The sequence below is a fragment of the Streptomyces sp. NPDC013187 genome, assembly GCF_042899705.1.
Taxonomy (GTDB): Bacteria; Actinomycetota; Actinomycetes; order Streptomycetales; family Streptomycetaceae; genus Streptomyces; species Streptomyces hawaiiensis_A.
On record NZ_JBIBAF010000023.1, the window covers coordinates 23,791 to 36,160 of the forward strand.

The following is a 12,370-nucleotide window of genomic DNA, read 5'->3' on the forward strand; positions in this document are numbered from 1 at the left end:
CGTCGTCAAGAACCACGTGTGAAGACATCGCAAAGGTGAATCACGGGGCGTACAGACCCTCTACTTCCGTGGCGAACGCGCGCAGCACGGCCTCCCGGCGGAGCTTCATCGACGGGGTGAGATGGCCCGCCTCCTCCGTGAAGTCCTCGGGGAGGATGACGAAGCGGCGGATCGACTCCGGGCGGGAGACCAGCTTGTTGGCCTCGTCGACGGCACGTTGCAGGACGGCGCGCAGTTCCTCGTCGTCGACGAGCAGCGTGGCCGGTACGGGGTGTTTGCCGTTCATCTGGCGCCAGTGGGTGATGCCCTCCGGGTCGAGGGTGATCAGGGCCGAGACGAAGGGGCGGCCGTCGCCCAGGACCAGGCACTGGGAGATCAGCGGGTGCGAGCGCAGCCAGTTCTCCAGCGGGGCCGGGGCGACGGACTTGCCGCCCGCGGTGATCAGCAGTTCCTTCTTGCGGCCGGTGATCGTCAGGTAGCCCTCGTCGTCCAGTTCGCCGAGGTCACCGGTGGCGAGCCAGCCGTCGGGGGCGGCGGGGACGACGCCGCCGGCCTGCGGGTCCCAGTAGCCGCGCAGCACGTGGTCGCCGCCGACCAGGATCTCCCCGTCGGCGGCGATGCGGACGCGGGTGCCGGGCAGCGGCCAGCCGACGGTGCCGAGCCGGGGTTTCAGGGGCGGGGTGACGGTGCTCGCGCCGGTGGTCTCCGTCAGGCCGTAGCCCTCGAAGATCTCGATGCCGGCACCGGCGTAGAACGCGGCGAGGCGGCGGCCGAGCGGGGAGCCGCCGCAGATGGCGTAGCGGACTCTGCCGCCCATGGCGTTGCGGAGGCGGCGGTAGACCAGGGGGTCGTAGAAGGCCCGAGCGGTCTTGAGGGCGCGGGAGGGGCCGGGTCCGGTGCCCGTCTGCTGGGCCTCCAGGGCCTCTCCATAGCGCTGCGCCACGGCCACCGCGCGGTCGAACGACGAGGCCCTGCCGCCTGCCTCGGCCTTGGCACGGGCCGAGTTGAAGACCTTCTCCAGCATGTACGGGATGGCCAGCAGACAGGTCGGCCGGAAGCTGGCCAGGTCCGGCAGCAAATGGTCGGCCTTGATGCTCGGCGCGTGACCGAGCCGGACGCGGGCGCGGATGCAGGCGATGGCCACCATGCGGCCGAAGACGTGGGACATCGGCAGGAACAGCAGGACCGAGGCCTCTTCGCTGGTCTTGGCCCGGAAGACGGGGTAGAGCAGCTCGATGGCGTTGTCGACCTCGGCGAAGAAGTTGCCGTGGGTGAGCGCGCAGCCCTTGGGGCGGCCCGTGGTGCCCGAGGTGTAGACGAGGGTGGCGAGGGTGTCGGGGCCGAGCATGCCGCGCCGCACCTCGACCTCCTGGTCGGGCAGGTGCGCCCCGGCTTCCGCGAGCCGGTTCACGTGCCCCTTCTCCACGACCCACATGTGCTGGAGGTCGGGCAGCCGCTCCCGCTCGGGGCCGAGGGCGGCGGCCTGCGCTGCGGTCTCGGTGACCAGGGCGACCGCGCCGGAGTCCTGGAGGATCCAGCGGGCCTGGAAGACGGAGGAGGTGGGGTAGACGGGGACGGTGACCAGTCCGGCCGCCCAGGCGGCGAAGTCCAGGACGGTCCACTCGTAGATGGTGCGGGCCATCACGGCGATCCGGTCGCCCGGCATCAGGCCCTCGGCGATCAGGCCCTTCGCCACGGCCCGCACCTGGTCGGCGAACCGTGCGGCGGTGACGTCGCTCCAGTTGCCGTCGGCGTCCTTGCGGCTGAGTGCCACGGCATCGGGGTGCGCGGTCGCGTTGTCGAAGGGCAGGTCGGCGAGCGACCCGTGGGTCCACGGCGGGGCCAGCGGCGGGACGGAGGCCTCCCGCACCGCCCCGTCCAGCCGCCGTACCTCGGGCTCGACGAGCCTCGGCCCCTCGTACGCGTCGCCGTAGGCGGAGGAGGGATACGCAGTGGACACGGGCGGCTCCTGGGGCGTGCAGCGAAGGACTGCTTGCTGCATGACGTACGTGCCTCGCACGCCGAGGCGCTCAACCGGCTCAATCCCCCCTGAGAGGTCTCTAAGGGGTTACTGACGGTAGGAACGGGATCGTACGGCGCTGACGTGGCGGGTTTGTGCGGGTTCGGGGATGGTCCGGAGCCAGGCCTGTGCAATCTCGGGGATTACGTGAGGGGATTTCAGGTTCTGCACACGATGCCCTCAGGCACGCTCCAGGATGGCCGTCACCCCCTGCCCGCCCGCCGCGCAGACGGAGATCAGCCCGCGGGCGGGGGCGTCCCGTTCGGTGAGGAGCTTGGCCAGGGTGGCGACGATCCGGGCGCCGGTGGCGGCGAAGGGGTGGCCGGTGGCGAGGGAGGAGCCGGCGACGTTCAGCCGGGCCCGGTCCACCGTCCCGAGGCCTCGCTTCTCCCAGGCGGCGAGGGTCGCCAGCACCTGGGAGGCGAACGCCTCGTGGATCTCGACGAGGTCGAAGTCGTCCAGGCCCAGCCCGGCCCGCTCCAGCATGCGCGGGACGGCGTACGCGGGTGCCATGAGCAGTCCGTCCTCGCCGCCGGCCACGTCACCGCCGACGAAGTCGACGGCCGCCGTCTCGTACGCGGTGAGGTACGCCAGCGGTTCCAGCCCGCGCTCGCGGGCCCACTCCTCGCTCGCCAGCAGCACGGTCGCGGCGCCGTCCGTCAGCGGTGTGGAGTTCCCGGCGGTCATGGTCGGGTCGGGGTGATCGAGCCCGAACACCGGCTTCAGGGCGGCCAGTTTCTCCACCGTCGAGCCGGGGCGCAGGTTCTGGTCGCGGGCCAGGCCGCGGAAGGGGACCACCAGGTCGTGGAAGAAGCCACGTTCGTACGCCGCCGCCAGCCGCCGGTGGCTCGTGGCCGCGAGTTCGTCCTGCGCCTCGCGGGGGATGCCCCGGGTGCGGGCGGTGACGGCCGCGTGCTCGCCCATGGACAGGCCCGTGCGCGGCTCGGCGTTGCGCGGGATGTCGGGGACGAGGTGGCCCGGGCGCAGCTTCGCCAGGGCTTTCAGACGGGCGCCGGGCGACTTCGCGCGGCGGGCCTCCAGCAGGATGCGGCGCAGGGTGTCGTTGACGCCGAGGGGTGCGTCGCTGGCCGTGTCGGCGCCGCCCGCGACGGCCGACTCGGTCTGACCGAGGGCGATCTTGTTGGCGGCGGCGATGACGGCCTGGAGTCCGGTGCCGCAGGCCTGCTGGATGTCGTAGGCGGGGGTGGTCGGGTGGAGTCGCGAGCCGAGAACGGTCTCGCGGGCGAGGTTGAAGTCGCGGGCGTGCTTGAGCACGGCCCCGGCGACGAACTCGCCGACCACGCCCGGCCCCTGGAGTCCGTACCGGTCGACCAGGCCGTCGAGGGCGGCGGTGAGCATCTGCTGGTTGGAGGCGGTGGCGTAGGGGCCGTCGGAACGGGCGAAGGGGATGCGCGCTCCGCCGACGACGGCCACGCGCCGCACCGACGGCGACAGCAGCTGACGGCTCATCTCGACCAGCTCACTTTCGACCGGCTCATCTCGACCAACTCATCTCGACCAGCTCACTTTCAACCGGCTCATCTCGACCAACTCATCTCGACCAGCTCACTTTCGACCAGTCATCCCGACCGGCTCATCTCGACCAGGCCCTCGTCCGTGACGTAGCCTTACCCCCGGTAACCTTACTCCAGAGTAAGCAGGAGTGGGGCGTCAGCGAACCGTCCTCGGGAACTGGGAGTCGTCCATGGCCGACCGCTATCTGCGCTTCACCGGTACCGCGCCCGGCCGCTTCCTCACCCATCGGCTGGGACTGCCCCAGCCCGCGGCGCTGACCCGCTGGTCCCCCGAGCGGCCCGGCCTGGACGGCGGGCTGCTGCACCTCACCGCCGGCCGGTCCGCCCTCGACCTGGCGCCGGTCCTGGCCCGTACGGGACTCGGCCCGGCCGGCTCCGACCGCGCGGCCGCCGCCGTCCTGGACGCCACCGGGGTGCGGGACGTCGAGGCCCTGGCGGAGGTGCACTCCGCCCTGCACCCCGTCGTACGGTCGGTCGCCTCGAGCGGACGCGTGGTCGTGCTCGGCGCGCCGCTCGACCCCGCCGACCACCACCAGGCCGCGGCCCAGCAGGCCCTGGAGGGCTTCACGCGCTCGCTCGGCAAGGAGATCGGCCGGGGCAGGACGGTGAACCTGGTCCGGCTCACGGAAGCGGCCGCCGCGGAGTCCACCCTGCGCTTCCTGCTGTCACCCAAGTCGGCCTACGTGAGCGGGCAGGTCATCGAGGTGGGAGCCGCCCGGGAGACGACCGCCGCCGACCCGGAGCGCCCCCTGGCCGGCCGCACCGCCCTCGTCACCGGCGCCGCCCGGGGCATCGGTGAGGCGGTCGCCGAGACCCTCGCGCGGGACGGTGCCCGGGTCGTGGTGCTCGACGTGCCGCAGGCCGAGCAGGACGCCCGGCGGGTCGCCGAGCGGCTCGGCGGCACCGCGCTGCTGCTCGACATGACGGCCGCTGACGCGGGCACGCGGATCGCCGAGGCCCTGCCCGACGGCCTGGATGTGCTGATCCACAACGCGGGCATCACCCGCGACCGGCGCCTGGTGAACATGCCGTCCGAACGCTGGATCTCCGTCCTCGAAGTGAACCTGGCGAGCGTGCTGCGCACCACGGACGCCCTGCTCAAGGACGGGACGCTGAAGCGCGGCGGCCGGATCGTCGCCACCGCCTCGATCGCGGGGCTCGCGGGCAACGCCGGTCAGACCAACTACGGGGCGAGCAAGGCGGGCGTCGTCGGCCTGGTCCGCTCCCTCGCGCCGCGCGCGCTGGCGGAGCACGGCGTGGCGGTCAACGCGGTCGCGCCGGGCTTCATCGAGACGAAGATGACGGCCGCCGTCCCGCTGTTCATCCGCGAGGCGGGCCGCCGGATGAACTCCCTCGCCCAGGGCGGTCTCCCGGTCGATGTCGCCGAGACCACCGCCTGGCTGGCCCACCCGGCCTCGGGCGCGGTCAACGGCCAGGTCGTCCGCGTCTGCGGCCAGAGCCTGCTGGGGGCGTGATGACCGGCCCCGACGCCCTCGTCCTCACCGGGCCACCCGCCCTCGCCCCGCTCCTGGCCCGCGGCGCCCTGCTCTCCCCCTTCAGAAGCCCCCGTTCCGACGCGGAGTTCCCCCGCACCCGGCTCGTCCTGCCCGGCGTGCGCGTCGACCTCGCGCGGCTCGCGGCGTACGAGCGGGTCTGCGGGTTCCCCGTCGGGGAGGACGCGCTGCCGGTGACGTATCCGCATGTGCTCGGGTTCCCCCTGGCCATGCGGCTGATGAGCGGCCGGGACTTCCCGCTGCCGCTGCTCGGCCTGGTCCACACGTCGATCACCGTCACCCGGCACGAGCGGATGTCGCCCGGCGGCAGCTACGAACTCTCCGTGCACGTCGAGGGCTTGGCCCCGCACCGGCGCGGCACGGAGGCCACGGTCGTCACCGAGGTGCGCCGCGGCGGTGCCGTCGTATGGGAGTCGAGGAGCACGTACCTGGCCCGGCACCGCACGAACCGGCTGACCGCGGTCCCCCGGGAGCCGGAGGCGCGGGGGCCGCTGCCCCCGGTCGAGGAGTGGCGGCTCGCCGGGGATGTCGGGCGCCGCTACGGGGCCGCCTCCGGGGACCGCAACCCGATCCATCTGTACCCGCTCACGGCCCGGCTGTTCGGCTTCCCCCGGGCCATCGCGCACGGCATGTGGACCGTGGCCCGCTGCCTCGCCGCGCACGGCGTCCCCCAGCACTGCCATGTGCGCGCGGAGTTCCGGGCACCGGTCCTGCTGCCCGCGACGGTGACGTACGCGGCGCGGGACGGCCGGTTCGAGCTGCGTGGCCGTGAGGACCGGATCCACGTGACGGGGGACGTCTATCCGACGTGAGGGCCCGGCGGCTCCTCCGGGGGCGCCCAGGGCCGCCCCTCCATCAGGTCGCCGAGCCCCGCCCAGGCGAAGTTCATCAGCGTGGCCGCGGCCTGGCGGGCCGTGACACCCGGAGTGGCGTTGGCCCAGGCCGCGAGCGACTCGGCGGCGCCGACCAGCGCTTCGGCGAGCCCGGCGACCTCGCGCTCGGGCAGGTCGGGGTTGCGGTGGGCTTCCCGGGCACCGGCGAGGATCAGCTGGGTCACGAACGCGACGATCTCCTCGCGCATCCCTGTGACCTCGGCGGCGAACGGCTCGCCGTGCGTACGGGCCTGGAGGTGCAGGACCGACCACGCGTCCGGGTTCTCGCCGGTGTGCGCGAAGAAGGCACCGAGGCCTTCCCAGAGTTGCCGGTCGGCCGGCAGGTCGCGGCGGACCCCGGCCCGCACCGCCTCGACGAGGGCCCCCGCCTCGCGTCGGATGCAGGCGGTGAAGAGGTCTTCCTTCGAGTTGAGGTACAGGTACACCAACGGCTTGGACACGCCCGCGAGTTCGGCGATCTCGTCCATCGACGCGGCCATGTACCCCCGTTGGCCGAAGATCTGCACGGCGGCGTCCAGCATCTGCTGTTCACGGACCGCGCGCGGCATCCGCTTGGTCTTCACGGCACCCATACCGCTTAGCGTACGGGCCCCTTGGTCGGCCCTCTCCCGGGAAACCGGGGAAGGACCGCTCAGGGGGCCCGTCGACGCGTGCGGCTGGTCCAGCCGTCAGGCGGTCGCGGTGACCGGCTCGGTCCGGTCGCGCGGCTCGTCACGCGGCTCGTCGAGCGGCTCGTCCAGGGAGGAGCCGTCGGCCGTGGCGTAGGCGTCGCGGTCGAGCAGGTTCTCGCGGGCCGAGACCAGGACCGGGATCAGTGCCTGCCCGGCGACGTTGGTCGCGGTGCGGATCATGTCCAGGATCGGGTCGATCGCCAGGAGCAGACCGACGCCCTCCATCGGCAGGCCGAGGGTGGAGAGGGTGAGGGTCAGCATGACCGTCGCGCCGGTGAGACCGGCGGTGGCGGCGGAGCCGACCACCGAGACGAACGCGATCAGCAGGTAGTCGCCGACGCCCAGCTGGATGTCGAAGATCTGGGCGACGAAGATCGCGGCGATGGCCGGGTAGATCGCGGCGCAGCCGTCCATCTTGGTCGTCGCGCCGAACGGCACGGCGAAGGAGGCGTACTCCTTCGGCACGCCGAGCCGCTCGGTGACCTTCTGCGTCAGCGGCATGGTCCCGACGGAGGAGCGGGAGACGAAGGCCAGCTGGATCGCGGGCCAGGCACCCTTGAAGAACTGCACCGGGTTGACCTTGGCGACGGTCGCGAGCAGCGTCGGGTAGACGCCGAACAGCACGATGAGGCAGCCGACGTAGATGTCGGCGGTGAACGTCGCGTACTTGCCGATCAGGTCCCAGCCGTAGGTGGCGATGGCGTGGCCGATGAGGCCGATCGTGCCGATCGGGGCGAGCCGGATGACCCACCACAGCGCCTTCTGGAGGAGGCTGAGGACGGACTCGCTCAGGGTGAGGATCGGCTGGGCCTTCTCGCCGAGCTGGAGTGCGGCGATACCGGCGACGGCCGCCATGAAGACGATCTGCAGCACGTTCAGCTCGGTGAACGGCGTGATGACGTCGGTCGGGACGATGCCCGTCAGGAAGTCGATCCAGGAGCCGGTGTCCTCGGGCTTCCCGCCGTCCTTGGGCGTGAGGCCGGTACCGGCGCCGGGGTTGGTCAGCAGGCCGATGACCAGGCCGATGCTGACCGCGATCAGCGACGTGATCATGAACCAGAGGAGGGTGCGCGAGGCCAGGCGGGCCGCGTTGTTGACCTTCCGCAGGTTGGTGATCGAGACCAGGATCGCGAAGAAGACGAGCGGGGCGACCGCGAGCTTCAGCAGCCCGATGAACGTGTCGCCGACCTTTTCCAGTGTCGTGACCAACCAGGACACGTCCTGGTCGCGGGCGAGCCAGCCGAGCAGCACACCCAGGACGAGACCGGCGATTATCTGGGCCCAGAAGGGCACCTTGAAGGACTTCGTGTGTGAGGACACGGACTACTCCGTTGGGGGGGACGCGTAGGAAAGCTGACGTGGGCGGGACGGCGGGGGGTTGCGTTACGTCAGGAACGACAGAAAGCGGACGCGCACCGACAGAGATCCACGTGCAGCCGCGCCACGAGCGGAGCGCTCAGGGGCGAATGGGGCGCGACTGCTGACTTCATACCACGACCTTAACACCTGAACTTTGAGGACCCCAAAGCCTTTCTTTGACAGGTGACGACGCACACACGCCCATACAACGCAATGCGCCCCGTTTCCGAGCATGTACGGAAACGGGGCGCTGTGAACGCGCGAGGGGGTCCCTACGAGGTCTGCCCCTGGGTGCGGGCGGTGTCGTCGGCGGCGTCCTCCTGGCTGCGGTTGGCGTCCAGGTTGGCCTTCATCCGGTCGACGCGCTGCGCGACCCGCACGGACGCCCGGTCCCGCTCCTTGCGCAGCACGACGAAGCTGATCGGCGCGGAGATCAGCAGGGCGAGGAGGACGACCCACAGCCCGTTGCTGTTGCCCAGCCCGCGCGGGGCGATGCCGGAGTAGACGGCGCCCCAGACGACCACGAGGCAGCCCACGAAGACTCCGAGGCGCATCAGTGTGTAGCGGAGCATCTCAATCCACTCTTCCGTTTCGAACGGCCGGAACGCACCCAAAGGGGCACCGTCCAGTGAAGCACGCCGAGCGGTCGATCTTGCACGGGGGTCAGACCAGCGGCAGCAGCATGATGACGTCCTCGCGGTCGTCCCCCGGTGCCACCCGGATCGCCCCGGGGACCCGCCCGACCTCCTTGTAGCCGCAGGCCTCGTAGAACCGCTCGAGACCGAGTCCGCCCCGGCAGGTCAGCCGGATCGCCTCGATCCCGTCCATCCCCCGGGCCGCGTCCGCGGCGGCGCGCAGCAGGTCCCGCCCCCAGCCCTTGCCCTGGTGCCTCGGGTGCACCATCACCGTGTACAGCCACAGCCAGTGCGTCATCAGGTGATGCGTGTTGAAGGTCAGGAAGGCGGTCGCCGCGACCCGTCCCTCCTCGTCGTGCCCGACGAGGAGCTTGACCCGGCCGTCCGCCATCGCCGCGAAGTGCTGCACGAGCGCCGGGCGGATCTCCTCCCGCGTCACCGGCGGCACGTACCCGACGGCCCCTCCGGCGTTGGAGACGTCGGTCCACAGATCGAGCAGACCGTCACGCAGCGCGGGGGTGACGGCGGGTTCGAGCGTGAGGGTAAGGGGCATGTCGGAATTGTAGCTATTACGACAGGGCGTCGGCCGCCACCTTCAGGTCCGACACCAGCCCCCGGTACGCCGCTTCCCGGTCGTCGGACCGCAGCACCGACGACGGATGCACGGTCGGCACCAGCCGCTCCGGCCGCCCGTGGATCTCCTCCTCCAGCACCGTCCCGCGCACCTGCGTGACCCGGAAGGAGGACCCGAGCAGGGCCTTCCCGGCGGTGGCCCCCAGCACGACGATCAGCTCCGGCTCCACGACCGCGAGCTCCGCGGCCAGCCAGGGCCCGCAGGCGGTCATCTCCCGCAGGTTCGGAGCCTTGTGGATCCGCCGCTTGCGGGGCTCGGCCTGCGTGAACTTGAAGTGCTTCACGGCGTTGGTGACATAGGCATCGGAGGGATCGATGCCGGCCTCCTCCAGGGCCCGGTCCAGCAGCTTCCCGGCAGGCCCCACGAACGGCTTCCCCTGCCGGTCCTCCTGATCCCCGGGCTGCTCCCCCACGAGCATGACCCGGGCATCCGCGTCACCGTCCCCGAACACGGTCTGCGTGGCGTCCCGGTGCAGGGGACACCCCCGACAGTCGGCGGCGGCCCGCCGCAGAGCGGTGAGCCCACCGCGACCAGGAAGAAAGGGCTCAGCGGTATAGGCATCCTCAGACGCCGAGGTCCCGACCATGCCGACCGAGTACCCCCTTCAGGGGCGCGGGGAACTGCGCGAACAACCCCACACACCGAGCGCCGCAATCACACCCGCATAGGCTGCGGCGACTCGCGACGCTCCGGGTCAGGCCCCTCGTACTCACGGATGATCTCGTACCTGGTGTTCCGCTCCACAGGCCGGAACCCGGCATCACGGATCAGATCGAGCAGATCCTCACGCGTCAGCTTGTTCGGCGTCCCGTAATTGTCCGCGTCATGCGTGATCTTGTACTCGACGACAGACCCGTCCATGTCGTCCGCCCCGTGCTGCAGCGCCAGCTGCGCCGTCTGCACCCCGTGCATCACCCAGAACACCTTCACATGCGGCACGTTGTCGAACAGCAGCCGCGACACAGCGAAGGTCTTCAACGCCTCCGCCCCCGTCGCCATCTGCGTCCGCGCCTGAAGGCGATTGCGCACCTTGCCGTCCTGCATGTCGACGAAGTCGTGCTGGTACCGCAGCGGAATGAAGACCTGGAACCCACCGGTCTCGTCCTGCAGCTCACGCAGCCGCAGCACGTGGTCCACGCGGTGACGGGGCTCCTCGATGTGCCCGTACAGCATCGTGCACGGGGTCTTCAGACCCTTCTCGTGCGCGAGGCGGTGGATCCGAGACCAGTCCTCCCAGTGGGTCCGGTGGTCCACGATGTGCCGGCGGACCTCCCAGTCGAAGATCTCGGCGCCACCACCGGTGAGGGACTCAAGACCGGCGTCGATCAGCTCGTCGAGGATCTCCGACGCGCTCATCCCCGAGATCGTCTCGAAGTGGTGGATCTCCGTGGCCGTGAACGCCTTCAGCGAGACGTCCGGCAGCGCCGCCTTCAGCTCCCGCAGCGACCGCGGGTAGTACCGCCACGGCAGGTTCGGGTGCAGCCCGTTGACGATGTGCAGCTCGGTGAGGTTCTCCGACTCCATCGCCTTCGCGAGCTTCACGGCCTCCTCGATGCGCATCGTGTACGCGTCCTTCTCCCCCGGCTTGCGCTGGAAGGAGCAGTACGCGCAGGAGGCCGTACACACGTTGGTCATGTTGAGGTGCCGGTTGACGTTGAAGTGCACGACGTCGCCGTTCTTGCGGGTGCGCACCTCGTGCGCGAGGCCGCCGAGCCAGGCCAGGTCGTCCGACTCGTACAGCGCGATGCCGTCCTCACGGGTCAGGCGCTCACCCGCCCTGACCTTCTCCTCCAGCTCGCGCTTGAGCCCGAGATCCATGCCCACACCTTTCTACGACGACGTCCCAACCGTACGGCTACCGCTCTACTCCTCTTCGGGCAGCTCCCCGACCCGGTTCTCCCACTTCGTGGAGAGCACGATGGTCGTCCGCGTGCGGGAGACGCCCTCGATCCCGCTGAGCCGCCGGATCATCTTCTCCAGGCCGTCGACGTCCGCCGCCCGCACCTTGAGCATGTACGAGTCGTCGCCCGCGATGAACCAGCAGTCCTCGATCTCCGAGAGGTCCTTCAGCCGCTGCGCCACGTCCTCGTGGTCGGTGGCGTCGGAGAGCGAGATGCCGATCAGGGCGGTGACGCCGAGGCCGAGCGAGGCCGCGTCGACGGTGGCCCGGTAGCCGGTGATGACCCCGGCCGCCTCCAGCCGGTTGATGCGGTCGGTGACACTGGGTCCCGACAGTCCGACGAGGCGTCCCAGCTCCGCGTAGGAGGCCCGGCCGTTCTCCCTCAGGGCCTGGATGAGCTGCCTGTCCACCGCGTCCATTGCGATCGAAGCCTTCCGCTGAAGTTGTCGTTGAGTCCGATGAGTTCGGGTGCTGCTCAGCCGTCGCGGTGCGCACCGCCGCCGAGCTCACCCTGCCAACGGCGGTAGAGCCGGTGCGGCACGCCCGCCGCGTCGAGTACGCGTCCGGCGACGAAGTCCACCAGGTCCTGAATGTGCGTCGCGCCCGCGTAGAAGGCGGGTGAGGCGGGCACGACCGTCGCGCCCGCGTCATCGAGGGTGACCAGATGGCGCAAGGTCTGGCCGTTCAGCGGAGTCTCCCGCACGGCCACGATCAGCTTGCGGCCCTCCTTGAGGGTCACGCTCGCCGCCCGTTGCAGCAGGTCCTTCGACAGCCCGAGTGCGACCCCGGCCACGCTCGCCGTCGAGGCGGGCACGATGAGCATGCCCTTGGTGGGGTACGACCCCGAGGAGGGCCCGGCGGCCAGGTCGCCGGCGCTCCAGTGCCGTACGGCGTCGATGTCGACGGAGAAGGTGTCCGGCTTGCCGTCGGCGCCCCGGGACAGCCATTCCCGCAGGTCGGCCTGCCAGTGGGCGTCCCGGAAGGAGATGCCGGTCTCGTCCAGCAGGGTCAGCCGGGACGCCCGGGACACCACGAGATCGACGCTCTCGCCGGCCTCCAGAAGAGCCCGCAGCACGGCAGCGGCATACGGGGTGCCGGAAGCCCCGGACACCCCTACGATCCAAGGCGTACGCGGCATCTCGCCTGGCTTGACTGGGTTCACAACACCGAGCCTATCCGGAGCCGCAGGGTGGGAACCGGCCAAGGGGT

At 71.0% G+C, this 12,370-nt stretch carries 12 protein-coding genes and 1 pseudogene; 2 read left to right on the plus strand and 11 right to left on the minus strand.

Going from position 1 to position 12,370, the window contains the following annotated elements:
* Positions 1-40: 40 nt before the first annotated feature.
* Both ACFY5B_RS35850 and ACFY5B_RS35855 read right to left on the minus strand, forming a co-directional pair.
* A complete protein-coding gene (locus ACFY5B_RS35850) occupies positions 41-1,960 on the minus strand; it encodes an AMP-dependent synthetase/ligase (protein ID WP_389978197.1) in 1,920 nt (639 codons plus the stop codon).
* 240 nt (positions 1,961-2,200) lie between these two features.
* Complete coding sequence (locus ACFY5B_RS35855; protein ID WP_389978200.1) at positions 2,201-3,490, minus strand: acetyl-CoA C-acetyltransferase; 1,290 nt, start codon at positions 3,488-3,490, stop codon at positions 2,201-2,203.
* Between the two features lie 235 nt (positions 3,491-3,725).
* Here ACFY5B_RS35855 and ACFY5B_RS35860 point away from each other — a divergent pair, with 235 nt between their 5' ends.
* Positions 3,726-5,030 (plus strand): 3-oxoacyl-ACP reductase, encoded by a 1,305-nt coding sequence (locus tag ACFY5B_RS35860; protein WP_389978393.1) that lies wholly within the window; start codon positions 3,726-3,728, stop codon positions 5,028-5,030.
* Positions 5,030-5,881, plus strand: a complete 852-nt coding sequence (locus tag ACFY5B_RS35865) for a MaoC family dehydratase (protein ID WP_389978203.1) — start codon at positions 5,030-5,032, stop codon at positions 5,879-5,881. The genes ACFY5B_RS35860 and ACFY5B_RS35865 overlap by 1 nt, the downstream gene beginning before the upstream one ends.
* Here ACFY5B_RS35865 and ACFY5B_RS35870 read toward each other — a convergent pair.
* From ACFY5B_RS35870 to ACFY5B_RS35910, 9 genes and pseudogenes are all read right to left on the minus strand, one after another.
* Complete coding sequence (locus ACFY5B_RS35870) at positions 5,869-6,534, minus strand: TetR/AcrR family transcriptional regulator (protein ID WP_389978206.1); 666 nt, start codon at positions 6,532-6,534, stop codon at positions 5,869-5,871. The genes ACFY5B_RS35865 and ACFY5B_RS35870 overlap by 13 nt on opposite strands.
* Before the next feature lie 96 nt (positions 6,535-6,630).
* On the minus strand, positions 6,631-7,953 hold the full coding sequence (locus ACFY5B_RS35875) for a dicarboxylate/amino acid:cation symporter (RefSeq protein ID WP_389978209.1): 1,323 nt from the start codon (positions 7,951-7,953) through the stop codon (positions 6,631-6,633).
* Between the two features lie 68 nt (positions 7,954-8,021).
* Positions 8,022-8,081 (minus strand): annotated as a pseudogene (locus ACFY5B_RS35880) (putative leader peptide); the annotation flags it as partial.
* 183 nt (positions 8,082-8,264) lie between these two features.
* Positions 8,265-8,564, minus strand: a complete 300-nt coding sequence (locus ACFY5B_RS35885; protein ID WP_389978212.1) for a DUF4229 domain-containing protein — start codon at positions 8,562-8,564, stop codon at positions 8,265-8,267.
* 91 nt (positions 8,565-8,655) lie between these two features.
* Positions 8,656-9,180 carry a GNAT family N-acetyltransferase gene (locus ACFY5B_RS35890; RefSeq protein ID WP_389978215.1) on the minus strand — a complete coding sequence of 175 codons (525 nt, stop codon included), beginning with the start codon at positions 9,178-9,180 and terminating at the stop codon, positions 8,656-8,658.
* A gap of 16 nt (positions 9,181-9,196) precedes the next feature.
* Positions 9,197-9,847: a UdgX family uracil-DNA binding protein gene (locus ACFY5B_RS35895; protein ID WP_389978218.1), complete on the minus strand. Its 651-nt coding sequence runs from the start codon at positions 9,845-9,847 to the stop codon at positions 9,197-9,199.
* A gap of 68 nt (positions 9,848-9,915) precedes the next feature.
* The gene (mqnE, locus tag ACFY5B_RS35900; protein ID WP_389978221.1) at positions 9,916-11,079 is read right to left on the minus strand and encodes an aminofutalosine synthase MqnE; all 1,164 of its coding nucleotides are present in this window, start codon (positions 11,077-11,079) and stop codon (positions 9,916-9,918) included.
* Between the two features lie 45 nt (positions 11,080-11,124).
* Positions 11,125-11,580, minus strand: coding sequence for an Lrp/AsnC family transcriptional regulator (locus ACFY5B_RS35905; protein WP_033314055.1), 456 nt, complete (start codon positions 11,578-11,580; stop codon positions 11,125-11,127).
* A 56-nt stretch (positions 11,581-11,636) separates the two neighbouring features.
* Positions 11,637-12,299 (minus strand): UbiX family flavin prenyltransferase, encoded by a 663-nt coding sequence (locus ACFY5B_RS35910; protein WP_389978396.1) that lies wholly within the window; start codon positions 12,297-12,299, stop codon positions 11,637-11,639.
* Between the last annotated feature and the right edge of the window lie 71 nt (positions 12,300-12,370).

What these genes read in the sequence shown, in the direction of transcription:
- ACFY5B_RS35855 (WP_389978200.1), bottom strand. Translation starts at nt 3,490, where the DNA reads ATGAGCCGTCAGCTGCTGTCGCCGTCGGTGCGGCGCGTGGCCGTCGTC.
- ACFY5B_RS35860 (WP_389978393.1), top strand. Translation starts at nt 3,726, where the DNA reads ATGGCCGACCGCTATCTGCGCTTCACCGGTACCGCGCCCGGCCGCTTC.
- ACFY5B_RS35865 (WP_389978203.1), top strand. Translation starts at nt 5,030, where the DNA reads ATGACCGGCCCCGACGCCCTCGTCCTCACCGGGCCACCCGCCCTCGCC.
- ACFY5B_RS35870 (WP_389978206.1), bottom strand. Translation starts at nt 6,534, where the DNA reads ATGGGTGCCGTGAAGACCAAGCGGATGCCGCGCGCGGTCCGTGAACAG.
- ACFY5B_RS35885 (WP_389978212.1), bottom strand. Translation starts at nt 8,564, where the DNA reads ATGCTCCGCTACACACTGATGCGCCTCGGAGTCTTCGTGGGCTGCCTC.
- ACFY5B_RS35890 (WP_389978215.1), bottom strand. Translation starts at nt 9,180, where the DNA reads ATGCCCCTTACCCTCACGCTCGAACCCGCCGTCACCCCCGCGCTGCGT.
- ACFY5B_RS35895 (WP_389978218.1), bottom strand. Translation starts at nt 9,847, where the DNA reads ATGGTCGGGACCTCGGCGTCTGAGGATGCCTATACCGCTGAGCCCTTT.
- mqnE (WP_389978221.1), bottom strand. Translation starts at nt 11,079, where the DNA reads ATGGATCTCGGGCTCAAGCGCGAGCTGGAGGAGAAGGTCAGGGCGGGT.
- ACFY5B_RS35905 (WP_033314055.1), bottom strand. Translation starts at nt 11,580, where the DNA reads ATGGACGCGGTGGACAGGCAGCTCATCCAGGCCCTGAGGGAGAACGGC.
- ACFY5B_RS35910 (WP_389978396.1), bottom strand. Translation starts at nt 12,299, where the DNA reads ATGCCGCGTACGCCTTGGATCGTAGGGGTGTCCGGGGCTTCCGGCACC.